Source organism: Halomonas sp. TP35, from assembly GCF_052375975.1.
In the GTDB taxonomy this organism is placed as follows: domain Bacteria; phylum Pseudomonadota; class Gammaproteobacteria; order Pseudomonadales; family Halomonadaceae; genus Vreelandella; species Vreelandella citrativorans.
The window spans coordinates 99,016-117,303 of record NZ_JBQSUZ010000002.1; the positions used below are offsets into that span (position 1 = coordinate 99,016).

The window sequence follows — 18,288 nt, forward strand, 5'->3', positions numbered from 1 at the left end:
TGTACTGTTAATTTTTAGGGTTTGATGAAGGAGCCTATTCGATGAAGCGTATTGGCATTATTGGCGCAATGGCGCAAGAAGTCGGCATTCTGGTCGGACAGCTCGACAATGCTGAGCGCTATGAGCATGCAGGGTTTGTATTTCATACGGGTATGCGACATGGGCTTGAGGTAGTGATACTACAGTCCGGCATTGGCAAAGTGAATGCGGCGGTGGGTACCGCCATTCTGCTGGAACGCCACCACCCTGACGCTATCATCAATACGGGTTCAGCGGGCGGATTTGCAAGCGATCTCAACATTGGCGACGTCATCATTTCAGATGAAGTACGCCATCATGATGTCGATGCAGTGGTGTTCGGCTATGAAATAGGTCAGGTACCCGGCATGCCCGCGGCTTACCTGGCAGATGTTCAGCTACGCGCCATTGCCCGCCAGGCAATCAAAGAGGTTGGCGAGGTTAACGTCCGAGAGGGTCTCATTGCGACGGGCGATGCGTTTATGTCTGATCCTGCACGTGTGGCTGCGACACAGGCCCAGTTCCCCTCCATGCTGGCGGTTGAGATGGAGGCTGCGGCGATTGCGCAAACCTGTCACCTGTATCAATGCCCGTTCGTGGTGATTCGTGCGTTATCCGATATTCCGGGTAACGATGATAACCACCTTTCTTTTGAACAGTTCCTGGACGTAGCCGCCGCCCACTCATCGCGCATGGTGGACCACATGCTACAAACACTTGGCCAGCGCTAAGGTCTTACCAACAGCCGGTGTTTACCACTAACGAAAACGGAGCCGAATGGCTCCGTTTTCGTTTCTTACTTCATCAACAGTTACGCTTTAATGGACCACTCAAGCGACTCTCCCGCCAGCAATGGAACAATCGTTTTGCCCCCCGCGTAAGGATAGTTTTCCGGCAACTGCCAGGATTTACGCTCTAACGTGATTTTGTCGGCATTAGGCGCCAAGCCATAAAAACGCGGACCATTCAGGCTGGCAAACGCCTCCAGCTTATCGAGCGCGCCCACTTTATCAAAGGCCCTTGCATATAATTCAATCGCCGCCGGTGCCGTGTAAGCGCCAGCGCAGCCACAACTGGATTCCTTATCGCCCTTGGCGTGAGGCGCACTATCCGTACCTAAAAAGAACTTGGGACTGCCACTGGTGGCTGCTTTCAGTAATGCCTGGCGGTGCTGTTCGCGCTTTAAGATAGGCAGGCAGTAGTAGTGCGGACGAATCCCCCCCACCAGCATTTTGTTGCGGTTAAACAGCAAGTGATGAACCGTAATAGTGGCCGCAATATTATCCGGTGCGTTTGCCACAAACTCTGCCGCTTGCTGGGTCGTAATATGCTCAAAAACAACCTTTAACGCGGGATGGCGCGCCAGCAGAGGCTTCATTACCGTTTCGATAAATACCGCTTCACGATCAAAAATATCGATATCAGCAGTGGTTACTTCACCATGAACAAGCAGCGGCATTCCCACCTTGGCAAGCATGGCAATGGTGTCATCGCAGTGCACAAGATCGGTGACACCCGAATCCGAGTTAGTGGTTGCCCCAGCAGGGTAAAGCTTAACCGCTTTGATCACGCCGCTTTGCGCTGCGCGCTCAATTTCCTCAGGCGGCGTCGTATCGGTTAAATAGAGCGTCATCAGAGGCTCGAACGTGCTGCCTTCAGGCAAGGCCGCCAAAATACGCTCACGGTATTCAAGCGCCTGAGCCGTGGTCGTTACCGGAGGCGTTAAGTTAGGCATAATAATCGCACGCCCCATTTGGGCGGCGGTATGGCCTACCACGGCTTTCAGCGCCTCGCCATCACGTAAATGAAGGTGCCAGTCATCGGGGCGGGTCAGGGTAATAGCGTCCACGGTAAGTCCTAAGCTGGTTAAAGAAAAAAGCCAATACAGTATACGTGATCCACTTGGCGGAGAAATCTGCTTATCAATGTCACACACCCTAACAAGTATCGTATTATAACGGCACTTTTAGAGGTTCAAGGTCCAATTGTTTATGCAAAATGTGCGACGCTATGCGGATATTATTGCCAGCATAGAGGGGCTGGTATGGCTAGGTCTCGCTTGGTCGATTTCCATTTCCGTACATACCGGCAATACCGAGCCGACGCTGGCAGCACTTTTTATCGTGGGTGCACTGGTGCTATTTAGCTGGGCACACCGACCAATGCGCTATCTACTGCGCCGCTACCATATCCGTAAGCGGCGCACGGATATGTGGATTCATATTCTGGCATTACCCCTTCTGCTCGCGATGTTCTTTCATATCATGGTGGAAGCGACTTTTGGCAGTACCTGGCTGCCACCAAAAATACTGTTATTCAATCTAATGGCATCCGCTGGCTGGCTGACCTATGTCATGACGCTACTCATTAAGGTTGTCATTCACAGCATCAAAACTTCACGTAAATAGGTAGTAGCCCATGCAAACGGCTTTGCCGCTCCCCCTCTCGACCCCGAACCGCAACCTTGTTCGCCTCACTATTGTTCGGGGAATCACCTGGACAGGGTTTCTGATCGCCATTGTGGTCGGCGTTGAGCTACTGGCCTTTGAATTACCCGTCACCGCGGTCGTCAGTGTCGTTATCGCGATGGGCTTATTGAATATCGCAACTTGGTGGCGATTGGGGCGCCCGCGAGCGGTGGAACATATTGAGTATCTGCTGCATTTATTGGCCGACATTGCGGGCCTGACCCTGGTATTTTATTTTTCGGGAGGCTCAACCAATCCGTTTATTACCTACTATCTGGTGCCTGTGACGATTGCTGCGGCAACCCTACCGTGGCGCCATGCCTGGATATGTGCGATCTGCGCCATGGCAGGCTACAGCTTTCTAATGTTCTTTTACCACCATGTCCCCCAACTGGCGCATATTAATAGCGATGAAATGCTCAACCTGCATGTCCTGGGCATGTGGCTTAACTTTGGCCTTTCAGCAGGTCTGGTCACGTTTTTTATCTATAAAATGGCCCATGCACTGCGTAATCGAGATAAAGCACTTTCTCTTACTCGCGAAGCGGCGCTGCGTAACGAACAGGTGCTGGCGGTAGCCACTCAGGCGGCGGGCACAGCACACGAACTAGGCACCCCGCTCTCGACCATGGCCGTACTGTTAAAAGAGATGCAGGATGAGGCCCCCGAAGGGGGAACGTTACAGCAGGATATTCGCTTACTGCGCCAGCAAGTCGACATTTGTAAATCTCGCCTTCAGCATTTGGTCACTAGCGCCGATCGGCGACGCATGGCAGAACCCGAAATACTGGATGCCCAGACCTGGCTAACCGGCGTTGTGCAGCGCTGGTTAGTGTTGCGACCAGATGTTAGCCACCAATTGGAAATCGTTGAAAGGCGCGGCAAACCCTGGCTTGCCGTTGACACAACGCTGGACCAGGCACTAATGAACCTGCTAAACAATGCCGCTGATGCCAATCCCGAACAGGTTTCTATTCGTCTTGATTGGCAGGAAGAGAGCGTTATCATTGATATTCGTGATCACGGCCCGGGCATTGCCATGTCTATTGCTGACCAGCTCGGTGATACGTTTATTTCTACCAAGAGCAAGGGAATGGGTATTGGCCTGTTTTTAACCCATGCCACGATCAATCGCTTTGGGGGAGGTGTGAGTCTGTATAATCATCCCGAAGGTGGCACGCTGACAGAAGTAACACTTCCGCGTAGCTCCGCCCCCCTTTAAGCCAAACTAACGGCACAGCCTAATTGAAACGCGTTTTAGTGTGTTTCAAGCACTAACGTTGAGGACATCATGCAAACGACAGATCAGCGCCTGCTAATTATTGATGACGATGAAATGTTCTGTCACGTGCTCAGCCGAGCGTTCACCCGCCGCGGTTATGAGGTAATGACAGCGCATGATGCAGACCAGGCGCTTGCGGTGGCGGTTCAGTTTCAACCCACCATGGCCACGCTCGACCTCAAGCTTGAAAACAGCTCAGGACTAAAGCTGCTCCCTGAGATGTTGGTCGCCGTCCCAAGCTGCCGCATTGTAGTGCTTACCGGTTACTCAAGCATTGCCACGGCCGTGGAGGCCATGAAGCTCGGAGCCGTCAACTACCTGTGCAAACCAGCCGACGCTGACGATATTATCGCATCCTTTGAACACCAGGAAGGCGACCCCAATATAGAGCTTGCTGATAACCCACCGTCCATTAATCGAATCACGTGGGAGCATATTCAAAAAGTGCTTCATGAACACGACGGCAATATTTCCGCGACAGCTCGCGCGCTCGGCATGCATCGCCGGACACTGCAGCGGAAGCTGCAAAAACGCCCCGTTAAGCGTTAGCCCTGCACCAGCGGCCTGCTCCGCAGCAGAGCCAGTACTCGCCGCGCTGAGCTTGCCTACCGCATTAACTCCCAAACCGGCCACCGCAGACGCCGATACCATCGGCGTCATTGCCTTACCCTATTGGCGAAACAAGGACTGCTACGCCACAATAGGCACCCTTGAGCCATCCATCATTTTGACGTTAGGAGTTTTCGCATGTTTGTGGTTATTTTTGGCAGAATGACCTGCCCTTTCTGTGTCCGTGCCAAGCAACTTGCTGAGCACTTGGAAACAATCGGTAAGATCGAGGGTTATCGCTATGTCGATATGCCCTCTGAAGGCGTTACTAAAGAGGATATCGCTAAAACGGCAGGCAAGCCTATTCATACGGTTCCGCAAGTATTTGTCGACCAAACGCACATAGGCGGCTTTACCGAATTCGACAGGTTTGTACGTGAGAAGCAGTTATTAGCTCCCCATGAAGATTCGTTACGTTAAATTTGCCGTTTATAGTCGTTGAACACGCTTTTTCTCGCCTGCCTATACTGGGTTTTAAACAAGTCCCTCTTTCTAACATCGCTTGTTTAGGCGGCGAGGATAGCATCGTGCAACGTGATGAATTCGTACAGCAGCTTTGGCTTGACTATATTCATTCGCACCCCGACATCGGCGGTTTGCGTCTTTGGCCTCTCTCCTCTACGGCGGAATACTTAACGCTCGTAACGCTGAACCATGGCCCTTTTTCTGCTTCCGTTTTGAATAACCGATTAGCGCACATGGGGTATCGTCAGGTTGCCCATTATGCGATGGCTGACAAGGGCCTTCTCATTCGCCTTCTCGCACCTGATGACCAAGGAAGTTGGCTAGTATTAGCTGAGCTACAGTTGGGGACGCTGTCAAAACTGCCTCGTGAGGCGCTGGCTGCGCTGGTGAATCAATCACACCCTCAGGACTGCAAGGGCCACAACTTGCTGTGTCGCGGGCGTCCGTGGCCCATGCCCTCCTGGTCGCTGTATCAGCAGCTTCTAAAGGCACACCCACTTGCTGCCTGGCTGGCGGTTATGGGCCCGCGCCTACACCATGCAGGCTTTGATTGTGCCGAGCTCGGCGATACGCTAACAGCGCTTAATGACCAGCTAGAAAAAACAGGCATGCCCGGGGAAAAAGAGCCTCAAAACGGCGTATTTTCCCTTTCGACGCTTATTGAGCATCATTTTTATCCTGCCATGCCGCAACGCATCATCTTTAGTGATGGCGATGAGCATCGCCTCTGCCTGGGCGGCTTGGCGCTTACTCAAAAACATATTGATGCGGGTCATGAACGCATCGCCGAAATACTCATTCCTGCCCATGCCCGCTGTGAGATTGTCTAAGCAGCCCACCAAGGCTGCTTATAACAAGTAACGCACTTACATTTGCGTTTACGCTTCCACAAACGTCATTTCGGGTACATGGTCAGGCACTACCAGCTTACCCGCCGTTTTTTCGATAATTTCATCGATGCTGACCCCGGGCGCGCGCTCTTTAAGCACAAAGGCGCCGTCTTTAATTTCCAGGTAGGCCAAGTCAGTCAGAACGCGGTTAATACAGCCAGCGCCCGTCAGCGGTAAAGTACACTGCTCAAGCAGCTTCGACTCGCCATGCTTGGAGGCGTGGGTCATCGTGCAAATAATATTTTCAGCGCCAGCCACCAGGTCCATGGCTCCCCCCATTCCTTTAATCAACTTGCCTGGCACCATCCATGACGCAATATTGCCATTCTGATCGACTTCAAACGCACCTAAAACGGTGAGATCCACATGCCCACCGCGGATCATGGCAAAAGATTCTGCCGATGAAAAAATAGCAGCACCAGGCCGAGCGGTCACCGTCTCTTTACCAGCATTAATCATGTCAGCATCAAGCTCTTCCTCCGTAGGGAAACGCCCCATGCCCAATAAACCATTTTCTGACTGAAGCATCACATCAATGCCTTCAGGAATGTAGTTGGCAACCAGAGTGGGGATACCAATACCCAAGTTTACGTAAAAGCCATCTTCCAGTTCACGCGCAACACGCTGCGCCATCTGTTCACGTGTTAAAGCCATGGTGGCAACCTCATTATTCAGCGATTAAAAAAGTTGTTTAGCCGTTAGCGGTCAACGATTTAGCCATGCACCGTGCGTTTTTCGATGCGTTTCTCAAACGAACCCTGAATAATCCGATCCACATAAATACCCGGGGTATGGATCTGGCTGGGTTCAAGCTCACCTGGCTCTACAATTTCTTCAACTTCCACCACTGTGATTTTTCCAGCGGTCGCCACCAAGGGATTAAAGTTTTGCGCTGTATGGCGGTACACAACATTGCCATAACGATCCGCTTTCCAGCCTTTTACTATTGCGAAGTCACCGACGATGGCTTCTTCCATGATGTAGTGGCGCCCGTTAAATTCGCGCACCTCCTTACCTTCACCAATGGGGGTACCGTAGCCTGTCGCGGTATAGAATGCTGGAATGCCTGCGCCACCCGCCCGCATTTTTTCAGCCAGCGTGCCTTGAGGGGTAAGCACAACCTCAATTTCATCGTTGAGCATCTGCTGCTCAAAGAGCGCGTTTTCGCCGACATAAGAGGCAAATATTTTGCGGATTTGACGATCTTCAAGCAGAACACCCAAACCAAAACCATCAACGCCGCAATTATTAGAAGCAATCGTCAGGTTCTTAACACCTCGACGCTTTATTTCTGCTATCAGGTTTTCTGGAATTCCGCATAGGCCAAAGCCGCCAGCCAGTACGGTCATTCCGTCTTCGATACCTTCCATCGCTTCGGCATAGGAAGCAACACGCTTATCAAATCCTGCCATTATTATGCCTCGCCTAGTTGTCGGTGGTACGTAAAATGCGCTTATCGGTACTGTCAGTGTTGTCTCTATTACTATATTTGATTACCCAAGCCCAAAAAGTGATGCCTATCACGGGCTGCCTTAAGCTTAGCCATTAAAGAGCCGGAAGTGTCGCCGGATGGAAAATTACTTCTTGGAACGCGAGAAGATAACAACGATAAAATACGTGCTTTTTTACCATTGTACTGGGCAGCATAGCGTTGATCCATTAGCATTAAACGCATCGTTATACGTTTCATTGAAGGACGGATATGGCTATTTTCAAGGGCTTAGTCAGCATTGTGCTGTTCACGCTCACCACGCTTTTTTGGGGAATTCCCCTTATTGCGCTCACTTTTCTAAAAGTCGTTATCCCAGTGAAACGCTTTAGAACATGGGTACTTGACGGCTTATGCGCCGTGGCCCTTAACTGGGTCGGCGCTAACCTTTGGTGGATGAAGCGCTGGCTGAGGCCAAATGTCACTTTTTCGATTCCTGAATCGTTGAGCCCACACCAATGGTGGCTGGTCATATCCAACCACCGTAGCTGGACCGATATTTTTATTCTTTTCATGGCCTTGCACCGCCGTATCCCTATGCCGCGTTTTTTTCTAAAACGACAATTGATCTGGATTCCGATTGTAGGCCTTGCCTTTTGGGCACTTGAATTTCCGTTTATGCGCCGCTTCAGCCGTGAACAGATCGCCAAGAATCCTACTCTTGCCACGATAGACCGCCAATCCACAGCGTCCATGTGCCACCGGGCGCGGAGCGCCCCCATCGCCATATTTAATTTCATTGAAGGCACGCGGTTTACCATAGCGAAGCGCGATGCACAGAAAAGCCCATATCAGCATTTGTTAAGGCCAAAAGCGGGGGGGATTTCGCAGGTACTTAGCCTGCTTGGCGATCAATTGGATGGTATTCTTGATGTAACGATCAGTTACGCTAACCCGTCACCAACGTTTTGGGGGTTTTTATGCGGTCAGGAAGCGCCTATTACACTACAGGCACGAACATTGCCCATTCCCCAGTGGATGCACGAATCCGACTACCACGAAGAAAAGCAGCATAAGGAACGCTTCCACGCATGGACCAATTCACTCTGGCAGGAAAAAGATGCCTTGTTGGACAGCCAATCCGATCACGCCTAACTGTCTGGCTTGGTGCCTGCTTGCTAATTAGCTTATTAACAGGTTGTGCGGGTTCGTCGGCCTCTTCCTCCCAACGCGATGCCGTACCCACCCATAGTGCGAGCCAAATCAGTGGCAACTGGGTGGCCGTTCAACGTGGAGATACGCTGGGGAAACTGGCTAACCGCGCTAACGTACCTCTTGAACGTCTGGAGCGTTTTAACCCAGGCGTCAATGCGCGTCGTCTCGCGGTCGGCCAGCGCTTGATGATACCTACTCAACAAGAGCGTGCTCCCTCCGGCGGCCCTTACCGTTATCAAATCCGGCCTGGCGATACGTACTCCAACATAGCACGACACTTTGGCACGACCAGTGGACGTATTCAGAGCGCCAACCCCGGCACTTCGCCCACCGCGTTAAGGATAGGCCAAATCATAAGCGTTCCTTTAAGCAGCAGCGGTACGCGTAGCCCAGCGCCCACCAGCAACGCCTCGCCCAGCAATCGGCCATCGCCCTCTAGCAGCACCCCGGCTGCGGCGCCTACCGCTCCTACTTCATTACCCGCATCCGCGCGCCGCTGGCCTTGGCCACTGGAAGACTACCGCATTGTTAGACGTTTTGGCGCAGACAGCCGAGGAGCATTGCAACCCATGCTGCTTGCGACCCAAGCCGGTGCGCGTGCTCAGGCCGTAGCCCCCGGCGAGGTACGCTTTGCAAACGGTATGCGCCAGCTAGGTGAAGTCGTGATTGTGCACCACGCTGATAATCTGCAAACGGTATATGCACTGTGTGAACGCACGCTGGTCTCGGTCGGACAGCACGTCAAAGCAGGTGATGAGCTGTGTGAAGTAGGTCAAAGTAATACCACTCAACGCTACGATCTGTTGTTTGATTTACGTCAGGGAGGCAAGCCGATCGACCCCGGCAAGGTACTGCGTTAACACAGTGCTTAGTTAACACGTTTGCTAAACGAACAAAGCCCCTTATCAAAAGGGGCTTTGTTTTCTATAACGACTCTTTACTGTTGACTTAACCGCGATAATAGCTGGGCTTAACAAAGGGCATAGGTGTTACGGTCATCGGCAGTTGTTTCCCACGCACATCAGCAAACAGGTTGCTTGCTGGCGCTTCCCAATCACGGCTGACATACCCTATGGCGACAGGATGCCCAACGCTTGGCCCAAACGTGCCTGACGTTACGACTCCAACCTCGTTGCCTGACGCATCCCGCAACACAGCACCTTCTCGAATAGGTGCCCTACCTTCTGCCCGCAACCCTACACGCTTGCGTAAATGATCCCTGGCATCGATTTGATGAAGAATGACATCCGCCCCAGGAAAACCTGCCGAACGCTCCCCCCCATGACGACGGGGCTTGCCAATTGCCCAAATCAATCCGGCTTCCACTGGCGTTGTAGTGGCATCCATATCATGTCCATAGAGACATAGCCCAGCCTCCAGGCGCAACGAATCGCGAGCGCCTAGCCCAATCGCCTCAACTTCCGGCTCTGCCAGCAGACGCTTGGCAAACGCCTCACTGGCATCGGCTGCCACGGAAATTTCAAACCCATCTTCGCCGGTATAGCCACTACGGCTCACCCATACCTCATGCCCATCAATGGTAAAACGTTGATGCTGCATGAACACCAGTTCACATGCCGCTGGGCAAAGGCGCTGCATAACAGCATGTGCCTGGGGGCCCTGCAGAGCAAGCAAGCCGCGGTCTAACAACTCAATTTTGTGGGTGGCGCCCAAATTTGCCTGCAAATGCGCCAAATCCTGGTCTTTACAAGCAGCATTAACCACCAGATAGAAGTGGTCGCCACCATTAACGACCATTAAGTCATCAATAATTCCGCCTTCAGCATTGGTAAACAGACCATAGCGCTGCTCACCTTTTGGGAGCCCCACTAAATCCGCTGGAATAAGTGCTTCCAGAGCCTTGGCGGTATCTTCCCCTGATACAAGAATCTGTCCCATATGAGAAACGTCAAAGAGGCCACACTGTTGCCGGGTATGCTCATGCTCTTTTTTTACCCCCAGTGGATACTGCACCGGCATATCATATCCAGCAAAGGGCACCATTTTTGCCCCGAGCTCAAGGTGCAGTGCGTGAAGTGGCGTATGCTTTAGATCGTTCATGATAGTTCCTTGGTAAAAACGAACAACGGGGAGCTATTGTCATAGCTCCCCGATTCGATTACTGCTTAAGCGGCAAATATCGCTTACTTGTCATGGTCTAGTTCTTCACCGGCTAAAATTTCCTTGCCCGCAAAGTAGTCCTTGGTCAGCTTGAAAACCACCGGGGAAAGCAGCGCCAGCGCAATCAGGTTGGGAATGGCCATCATGGCATTAAAGGTGTCGGCCATGAGCCAGATAAAGCCGAGTTGCGCAATAGCGCCAAGTGGAATGGCTAATACGAACAGAACGCGATAGAGCATGATGGAGCGCGTTCCAAACAGGAACTGGAAACATTTTTCGCCATAAAACGACCAGCCTAGAATAGTCGTGAAGGCAAAAATAGCCAGCGCGATAGCCACAATGGGATTACCGAATCCAGGCAGTGCTTGGTCAAAGGAGAGCGCGGTAAGCGATGCGCCTTCTTCACCCGTTTGCCATACCGTAGAGGTCAGGATCACCAGCGCCGTAATAGTACAAACGATGATGGTATCAATGAAGGTGCCCAGCATGGCAATAAGCCCTTGGCGAACCGGGTTTTTAGTTCTGGCCGCGGCATGAGCAATAGGCGCACTACCTAAACCTGCCTCATTGGAGAAAATACCCCGCGCCACACCGAAACGAATAGCGGCCATCACAGCGGCACCCGCAAAACCACCCGCCGCCGCCATGGGATTAAAGGCGTAGTAGAAGATCAGACCAAAGGCCTCGCCGATTTGCCCTGCGTTAACAATCAGCACCAGCACACCGGCAATCACATAAGCAATCCCCATGATCGGTACCAGCTTCCCAGCAACTTTCGCAATCCGCTTGATGCCGCCTAGAATTACCGCGCCAGCCAATACCATGATGATAACACCGGTTAGCCAATGCGGTATGCCAAAGGTGACGTCCATCGCATCTGCGACCGAGTTAGACTGCACCGTATTACCAATACCAAAGGCTGCGACAGCACCAAAAAACGAGAACAGAGCGCCAAGCCAAAGCCACTTTTTACCCAGCCCGTTTTTAATATAAAACATGGGGCCGCCTACGTGGTGGCCGGTATTATCTGTTTCACGATAGCGTACAGCCAATACCGCTTCGGCAAATTTTGTTGCCATTCCGACCAGCGCTGTAATCCACATCCAAAACACAGCACCTGGGCCGCCTAATGCAATTGCGGTGGCCACACCGGCAATATTGCCCGTACCGATGGTGGCTGAAAGCGCCGTCATCAGGGCATTAAAGGGGGAAATTTCGCCGTCTTCATCGGACTTGTCGACGCCAGCCTTAGCGACGGAGTCCTTGTGGGCAGGTTTAGGCTCACGCCCCTGCCAAAGTAGCTTGAACCCCATGCCCAACTTTCTGATGGGCATTAATTTCAAACCAATTTGTAGGTAGATCCCCACACCCAGTAGCAAAATCAACATCAACGGCCCCCACACGACGCCATTGATCGCCCCAAAAAGGCTATTTAACGTTTCCACACGCTTCTCCTTACCCTATTAGTTCAATTTTTATAGATGTCTGGCCGTCAGAAAACGGGCATTCACGATTATTTTGTTTAGCTAATATAGCGATGTCATGGGCACGCCCCATCTTTGATAGCATGATAGAGGCAATTATTAACATGCTCAGGTGAACCACCTGTATGTTTTACACCATTATCCCTGTTCGCTTCTATGCTCAGGCCCTTCTAAATAGTAAATGCCTTCGTACCTCCCCGCCCGATAGGCACACTGAGTCATAAAATCTCCCTCGCCGAGCATTTTTTAGCTTACAGGAAACTTGTTTCCGATCAGAAACACGTTAACATGCTTAAAAATTCGCTTATTGGCTGGCACGCTGGTAGTCGCCAAGACTTCCGACAAGCGCTAGTATTAGCCTGTCCAGTCAATTGTTTCATAAAGGGAATCATCATGAGCAACCTTCCTGCAAATCTGCGTTACGCGAAAAGCCACGAATGGGTACTTGATCATCAAGACGGCACCGTCAGCGTAGGGATTAGTGACCACGCCCAAGAAGCGCTTGGCGATGTGGTATTTGTTGAACTACCCGAAGTGGGCCAAACGCTTACCCAGGGCAAAGAGTTCGGCGTTATTGAATCAGTAAAAGCGGCTTCCGATCTCTACGCCCCGGTAAGCGGGGAAGTTATCGAAATTAATGACGCGCTTGAAGACTCACCCGAATCGGTGAACGACGCACCCTATGAAGGCGGCTGGCTGATGAAGGTACGCCTGACCGACCAGAATCTGGACGGTTTACTGGATGCTGATGCTTATCAGGCCACATTAAGCACTGACGATTAATACCGCAAAGCCTGCCCTTTACGGCAGGCTTTGTATTTTATGCCTCTACCACGCTTCTCTTTCTCGCTCGGAATCTTCCCATGTCATTTGAAACACGCCGCTTGTCCGAACTGGCCGACCACGATGCTTTTATCAAACGCCATAACGGCCCGAATGCCGACGACGTAGATACCATGTTAAACGTGCTCAATATCAAGCGCATGGACGATCTGATTGAGCAAACCATACCCAGCGATATTCGTCTTGGCCGTGAACTGAACCTGGATGATCCACGTAGTGAGGCTGAAGCGCTTGAGTACTTAGGCCAGTTGGCTCGCCAGAACCGTGTTGCTAAAAGCTATATTGGCCAAGGCTATTACGGCACGCATATGCCAGCGGTTATTCAACGTAATGTGCTCGAAAATCCGGGTTGGTACACCGCTTATACGCCCTATCAGCCGGAAATTTCTCAAGGCCGGTTGGAAGGATTATTAAACTTTCAGCAGGTTATTATGGACCTGACCGGAATGGAGCTTGCCAATGCTTCATTACTGGATGAGGCCACGGCGGCTGCAGAAGCCATGGCACTCTGTAAGCGGAGTAATAAAAAGAGCAAATCCAACGCTTTCTTTATTGCCGACGATATTTTTCCGCAAACCCTTGATGTCGTAAAAACCCGCGCTGATTTTTTTGATTTTGAACTCATTACAGGTCCTGCCGATACGCTTGCCGACCACGATGTGTTTGGCGCGTTGCTTCAGTACCCTTCCGCCAGCGGCGAAGTACGTGACTTGGCACCTCTGTTAAAGGCGGCCACTGCCCATAATATCATGACCTGTGTAGCCTCTGACTTGCTGAGCCTGGTGCTTCTTAAGGAGCCCGGCGCGTTAGGTGCGGATATCGTGATTGGCAATTCGCAGCGCTTTGGGGTGCCAATGGGCTTTGGTGGCCCACATGCGGCGTTCTTTGCCACATCAGACAAGCTTAAGCGCTCTATTCCCGGGCGTATTATCGGCGTATCCAAAGATAGCCGAGGCAACACCGCCCTGCGGATGGCCATGCAGACGCGCGAGCAGCATATCCGTCGCGAAAAGGCCACCTCCAACATCTGCACGGCGCAGGCTCTTTTAGCCAACATTGCAGGGTTCTACGCAACTTATCACGGCGCTGAAGGGCTGCGTAAAATTGCTGGGCGTGTCCATCGACTCGCCACATTGCTGGCGCAAGGCTTGCAGCAATCTGGCGTTTCGCTGGTGCATCACAGCTGGTTTGATACGCTGCGCTTAACCCAGGTAGATGCAGGTAAAATTCATGGCCGCGCCATGACGCACGATGTCAATCTCCACTACTTCGCCAATGGCGATGTAGGCATTAGCCTGGATGAAACAACCACCGCGCACGATGTTGCCACCCTATTTGATGTGCTGCTGGGTAATGAACACGGGCTTTCTGTTGCCGCGCTGGACGAGCAGGTAATTACCAGTGCTATCACGGGCATCCCCGCCGCCTGCCAGCGGGAAAGTGATTTTTTGAGCCACCCCACCTTTAACCGATACCGCAGCGAAACAGAAATGCTGCGTTATCTAAAACGCCTGGAGAATAAGGACTTGTCGCTTGCCCATGCGATGATCCCTTTAGGCTCTTGCACCATGAAACTTAACGCTACCAGCGAAATGATCCCTATTTCCTGGCCTGCGTTTGCAGACTTGCACCCGTTTGCGCCGCGCGACCAGGTCGCTGGCTATCATCAAATGATTGATGAACTGGCCGCGTTCCTCGTAGAAATCACCGGTTACGATCATATTTCCATGCAACCTAACTCGGGCGCGCAGGGTGAGTACGCGGGGCTGCTGGCCATTCGCCGTTACCAGGCGGCTCAAGGCGAAGCACACCGCAATGTGTGCCTGATCCCAAGCTCTGCCCATGGTACCAACCCGGCAACAGCGGCCATGGTGGGCATGGAGGTGGTCGTTGTAGAGTGTGATCAGAACGGCAATATCGATATAAATGACCTAATGGACAAAGCCGCCCTGCATAGCGACAAGCTCTCGGCGGTCATGATTACTTACCCGTCGACCCATGGTGTTTTCGAGTCCCATGTGCGCAAGGTCTGTGACGTGGTGCATCAGCACGGTGCCCAGGTGTATGTCGATGGCGCCAATATGAATGCTCAAGTGGGACTAACGCGTCCTGGCGATTTCGGGGGCGACGTATCGCACCTTAATCTACATAAAACTTTCTGCATCCCCCACGGCGGAGGCGGCCCGGGTATGGGGCCTATCGGCGTAAAAGCTCACTTGGCGCCTTATGTCTCCAACCACGTGGTGACACCTATCAATGGTGTGAACCCAGAGAGCGGTGCCGTCTCAGCGGCAGCGTTTGGTAGTGCTTCGATCCTGCCTATCTCGTGGGCTTATATTAAAATGATGGGCGCCCGAGGACTTCGCGAGGCAACACAGTTAGCCATTTTGAACGCTAACTACATCGCCAAGCGCCTGGAAGAGTCCTACTCCATTCTCTATCGGGGAACTAACGGCAGGGTTGCCCACGAATGCATCATTGATATTCGCCCACTAAAGGCAGCGTCAGGTATCAGTGAGGAAGATATTGCCAAGCGGTTGATGGACTATGGCTTCCATGCGCCCACCATGTCATTTCCGGTGCCAGGCACGCTGATGATAGAGCCGACCGAGTCCGAGTCCCTCTATGAAATTGACCGATTCTGCGATGCCATGATTGCCATCCGCGAAGAGATCAAGCGCGTTGAAAGTGGCGAGTGGACGCTGGATAACAACCCCTTGGTTAACGCACCCCACACGCAGGCCGACATTATGGACAGCCAGTGGGAACGGCCTTATGACCGCCAGCTGGGGGCTTTTCCCACTGAAGCGGTCACTGCAGCCAAATACTGGCCAACCGTTAATCGGGTGGATAATGTGTTTGGGGATCGCCAGCTTATTTGTTCTTGCCCAGGTATCGATGAATACAGGAAGTAAAAATACGCTAGACGCTTAATACGTAAGCCAACACTTCATCAAGTGAACGCCTTTGAGCCCTTATTCGGGTACCAGAGGCGTTCTTTCCTGGATGCGCTGTTTACAAAAACCATCCAACAGTTTTTCATAGCGTTTAGGAAGTACGGAGTCACGCCGACGTAACAGATAGAGCTCTTCATTCACCGCAATGGGTAAGGTTAACGCTTTCACCTGACGCTGCCACGGTGACGTTTCTAATACCAATAAAGAAACTACCGTAAACCCAAGCCCACGAGCAACCGCATCTAGCACCATACCGACTTCGTTGGTAAAACCCTGGTAGCGAAAATGTGTCATTGAGCGAAACTCACCTGGATAATTCGCTCTCAACAGAGAATACGCGTGGTTAATGCCATCGTAGTAGTTAAGAAAGCCGATGCCCATTAAATCAGACAGCGTACTTCCGGCAAAATCAGCGGGCACCACTAGGCACAGCGGCTCTTTATGCCATAGCGTGCAGGTAAGATCAGGGTGGTTGAGCGCCTCCGTAACGATACCTATATCGTAGCGCCCTTCCAGCAAGTCATTCACAATTTCATGGTTAAACGCAAAGCTATAATTAACGGTTAAATTAGGATGCATTTGCTGCTGACCTAAAATAAACGGATAAAGCATAAGGCCAACACTTCCAGGCGACGCAATACGACACTCACCACTGTCCAGGGAGTCGTCATCCAGGCCATGACGAAATTGTTCGTGCTCAGCAAAGAGTTTTAACGCGTAATCGTAAGCACGACGACCCGATTCCGTTAAGGTAAAGCTTCGCCCCTTACGCTCAATTAGCGTTTTATCAAGATAATTTTCCAATTTACGTACATGCTGACTAACCCCGGGCTGGGTCATCTCCAGGCGATGTGCCGTACGTGTAAAACTACCGGTCTCAACCAACGTAATAAATGTCCGAAAGTACTGGGCATTAAACATAATAAAACGCCATTTTCTATAGCCACCGTGTACGCGTATTTTGCGCATAGAGTAGCACAGTTGGGCTTGTCGCTGGTTGCGCTGTACCCACCGCTATAGCGTGCTAGTATGCAATGAGTTAAAAAAATGACCAGGAATCGACGCACTAATGACATCAATTATTCAGCCTCGTGCCACTATCTCTAGTATTATTTCTCCCGAAGGAAGCCTTGAAGTGCTTTCACAGCACGAGGTTAATCGGCTACAAAGCACCTCACAAAACGGCTTACATGATTTACTGCGCCGCTGTGCACTGGCTGTCTTGAACTGTGGAAGACCCACTGATGACAGTGTGGCTATTCTTGAAGCGTATAAAGATTTTGATATTGAGGTGCTACAACAGGATAGAGGGATTCGCTTAAAGCTAACCAATGCACCAGCAGAAGCCTTTGTCGATGGCCAGATGATACGCGGCATTCGTGAGCACCTTTCCTCCATTATTCGCGATATTGTCTACGTATATAATGAGATCCAGAACCACAACCGCTTTGACCTTAATACGGCAGAAGGAACCACTAACGCCGTTTTTCATATTTTGCGTAAAGCCGGCACGTTAAAACCTGGGCGTGACCCAAGCTTAGTCGTTTGCTGGGGCGGGCACTCAATTTCACGTGATGAGTACGAGTATTCAAAAGATGTTGGCTACCATCTTGGGCTACGCGATTTAGATATCTGCACCGGCTGCGGGCCAGGCGCCATGAAAGGACCGATGAAAGGCGCAAATGTTGCTCATGCCAAACAGCGGCGTCAGGATAGCCGTTATCTAGGGATTTCCGAGCCAGGCATTATTGCCGCAGAAGCCCCCAATCCCATTGTTAATGAGCTCGTCGTCATGCCTGACATTGAAAAGCGCTTGGAAGCGTTTGTACGTCTAGGCCATGGCATTATCGTCTTCCCTGGCGGGGTCGGTACGGCTGAAGAAATTTTGTATCTACTCGGCATACTGCTGCATCCAAATAACAGTGAAACGCCCTTTCCTCTCATTTTCACAGGGCCTGCGGATTCGGCAGCGTATTTCCAAAAAATAGACGAATTTCTGGTCTATACCTTGGGTGAAGAAATTCGTCGCTACTACACTATCATTATCGGTGACCCGGTGGCGGTCGCCCGTAAGATGCGTACCGGGATTGATACCATTAGAGAGTTCCGGCGCAATCAGCAGGATGCCTTTTACTATAATTGGCGCCTCACCATTGCACGAGATTTTCAAGCGACCTTCGAACCTACACACGAAGCCATGCGTGAACTCGCTCTGCATCGCAAGCAGCCCAAGCATGAACTTGCCGCCAATCTTCGTCGTGCCTTTTCTGGGATTGTGGCTGGAAATGTCAAGGAACAAGGCATTAAAGCCATTAAAGCACACGGTCCCTTTGTGCTAACCGCAGAACCTGCCCTGATGCAGCGCCTGGACGAGTTACTCACCTCATTTGTTGCCCAAGGACGCATGAAGCTTGATGGCCAACCCTACACGCCGTGTTATGTTTTAAAATAACCGCGGCTCCAAGGCGCTATTTGCAGCACAATTGCCAATATCTGCAGCCGAGAAA

General features: G+C 51.6%; 17 protein-coding genes. 11 read left to right on the forward strand and 6 right to left on the reverse strand.

Annotated features, from left to right (window positions below):
* The first annotated feature begins 41 nt into the window (after positions 1-41).
* Complete coding sequence (gene mtnN, locus ACT3RU_RS03195; RefSeq protein ID WP_087105492.1) at positions 42-749, forward strand: 5'-methylthioadenosine/S-adenosylhomocysteine nucleosidase; 708 nt, start codon at positions 42-44, stop codon at positions 747-749.
* An 80-nt stretch (positions 750-829) separates the two neighbouring features.
* Here mtnN and pyrC read toward each other — a convergent pair whose 3' ends face one another.
* Positions 830-1,867 carry a dihydroorotase gene (pyrC, locus tag ACT3RU_RS03200; RefSeq protein WP_483392498.1) on the reverse strand — a complete coding sequence of 346 codons (1,038 nt, stop codon included), beginning with the start codon at positions 1,865-1,867 and terminating at the stop codon, positions 830-832.
* Positions 1,868-2,009: 142 nt separating this feature from the next.
* On the opposite strand from pyrC, the gene ACT3RU_RS03205 reads away from it, so the two are divergent.
* The 5 genes from ACT3RU_RS03205 (at position 2,010) to ACT3RU_RS03225 (ending at position 5,672) form a co-directional block, all read left to right on the forward strand.
* Positions 2,010-2,426, forward strand: coding sequence for a ferric reductase-like transmembrane domain-containing protein (locus ACT3RU_RS03205; protein WP_192526943.1), 417 nt, complete (start codon positions 2,010-2,012; stop codon positions 2,424-2,426).
* Between the two features lie 10 nt (positions 2,427-2,436).
* The gene (locus tag ACT3RU_RS03210; RefSeq protein WP_192526942.1) at positions 2,437-3,708 is read left to right on the forward strand and encodes an ATP-binding protein; all 1,272 of its coding nucleotides are present in this window, start codon (positions 2,437-2,439) and stop codon (positions 3,706-3,708) included.
* Positions 3,709-3,777: 69 nt separating this feature from the next.
* Positions 3,778-4,317 carry a response regulator transcription factor gene (locus ACT3RU_RS03215; RefSeq protein ID WP_192526941.1) on the forward strand — a complete coding sequence of 180 codons (540 nt, stop codon included), beginning with the start codon at positions 3,778-3,780 and terminating at the stop codon, positions 4,315-4,317.
* Positions 4,318-4,515: 198 nt separating this feature from the next.
* Positions 4,516-4,797 (forward strand): GrxA family glutaredoxin, encoded by a 282-nt coding sequence (locus tag ACT3RU_RS03220; protein ID WP_192526940.1) that lies wholly within the window; start codon positions 4,516-4,518, stop codon positions 4,795-4,797.
* A gap of 107 nt (positions 4,798-4,904) precedes the next feature.
* Entirely contained in the window at positions 4,905-5,672 is a 768-nt protein-coding gene (locus tag ACT3RU_RS03225) for a VOC family protein (protein WP_192526939.1), read from the forward strand.
* A gap of 48 nt (positions 5,673-5,720) precedes the next feature.
* Here the strand turns inward: ACT3RU_RS03225 and ACT3RU_RS03230 are convergent, their stop codons facing one another.
* Together ACT3RU_RS03230 and ACT3RU_RS03235 are read right to left on the reverse strand one after the other, a co-directional pair.
* Positions 5,721-6,386, reverse strand: a complete 666-nt coding sequence (locus tag ACT3RU_RS03230; protein ID WP_172116579.1) for a CoA transferase subunit B — start codon at positions 6,384-6,386, stop codon at positions 5,721-5,723.
* A 59-nt stretch (positions 6,387-6,445) separates the two neighbouring features.
* Positions 6,446-7,144, reverse strand: a complete 699-nt coding sequence (locus ACT3RU_RS03235) for a CoA transferase subunit A (RefSeq protein WP_192526938.1) — start codon at positions 7,142-7,144, stop codon at positions 6,446-6,448.
* A 290-nt stretch (positions 7,145-7,434) separates the two neighbouring features.
* On the opposite strand from ACT3RU_RS03235, the gene ACT3RU_RS03240 reads away from it, so the two are divergent.
* Positions 7,435-8,316, forward strand: a complete 882-nt coding sequence (locus ACT3RU_RS03240; protein WP_192526937.1) for a 1-acylglycerol-3-phosphate O-acyltransferase, YihG family — start codon at positions 7,435-7,437, stop codon at positions 8,314-8,316.
* A 122-nt stretch (positions 8,317-8,438) separates the two neighbouring features.
* Positions 8,439-9,236, forward strand: a complete 798-nt coding sequence (locus ACT3RU_RS03245) for a LysM peptidoglycan-binding domain-containing protein (RefSeq protein ID WP_192527099.1) — start codon at positions 8,439-8,441, stop codon at positions 9,234-9,236.
* Positions 9,237-9,324: 88 nt separating this feature from the next.
* Here ACT3RU_RS03245 and gcvT read toward each other — a convergent pair whose 3' ends face one another.
* Together gcvT and ACT3RU_RS03255 are read right to left on the reverse strand one after the other, a co-directional pair.
* Positions 9,325-10,437, reverse strand: coding sequence for a glycine cleavage system aminomethyltransferase GcvT (gene gcvT, locus ACT3RU_RS03250; protein ID WP_192526936.1), 1,113 nt, complete (start codon positions 10,435-10,437; stop codon positions 9,325-9,327).
* Between the two features lie 83 nt (positions 10,438-10,520).
* Entirely contained in the window at positions 10,521-11,942 is a 1,422-nt protein-coding gene (locus ACT3RU_RS03255) for an alanine/glycine:cation symporter family protein (RefSeq protein ID WP_087105503.1), read from the reverse strand.
* Between the two features lie 432 nt (positions 11,943-12,374).
* Here ACT3RU_RS03255 and gcvH point away from each other — a divergent pair, with 432 nt between their 5' ends.
* Positions 12,375-12,764, forward strand: a complete 390-nt coding sequence (gcvH, locus tag ACT3RU_RS03260) for a glycine cleavage system protein GcvH (RefSeq protein WP_192526935.1) — start codon at positions 12,375-12,377, stop codon at positions 12,762-12,764.
* An 80-nt stretch (positions 12,765-12,844) separates the two neighbouring features.
* On the forward strand, positions 12,845-15,739 hold the full coding sequence (gcvP, locus tag ACT3RU_RS03265) for an aminomethyl-transferring glycine dehydrogenase (RefSeq protein ID WP_192526934.1): 2,895 nt from the start codon (positions 12,845-12,847) through the stop codon (positions 15,737-15,739).
* Between the two features lie 60 nt (positions 15,740-15,799).
* Here the strand turns inward: gcvP and ACT3RU_RS03270 are convergent, their stop codons facing one another.
* Complete coding sequence (locus tag ACT3RU_RS03270) at positions 15,800-16,702, reverse strand: LysR family transcriptional regulator (RefSeq protein WP_087105506.1); 903 nt, start codon at positions 16,700-16,702, stop codon at positions 15,800-15,802.
* Positions 16,703-16,850: 148 nt separating this feature from the next.
* On the opposite strand from ACT3RU_RS03270, the gene ppnN reads away from it, so the two are divergent.
* A complete protein-coding gene (gene ppnN / locus ACT3RU_RS03275) occupies positions 16,851-18,233 on the forward strand; it encodes a nucleotide 5'-monophosphate nucleosidase PpnN (RefSeq protein ID WP_225733734.1) in 1,383 nt (460 codons plus the stop codon).
* Positions 18,234-18,288: the final 55 nt, after the last annotated feature.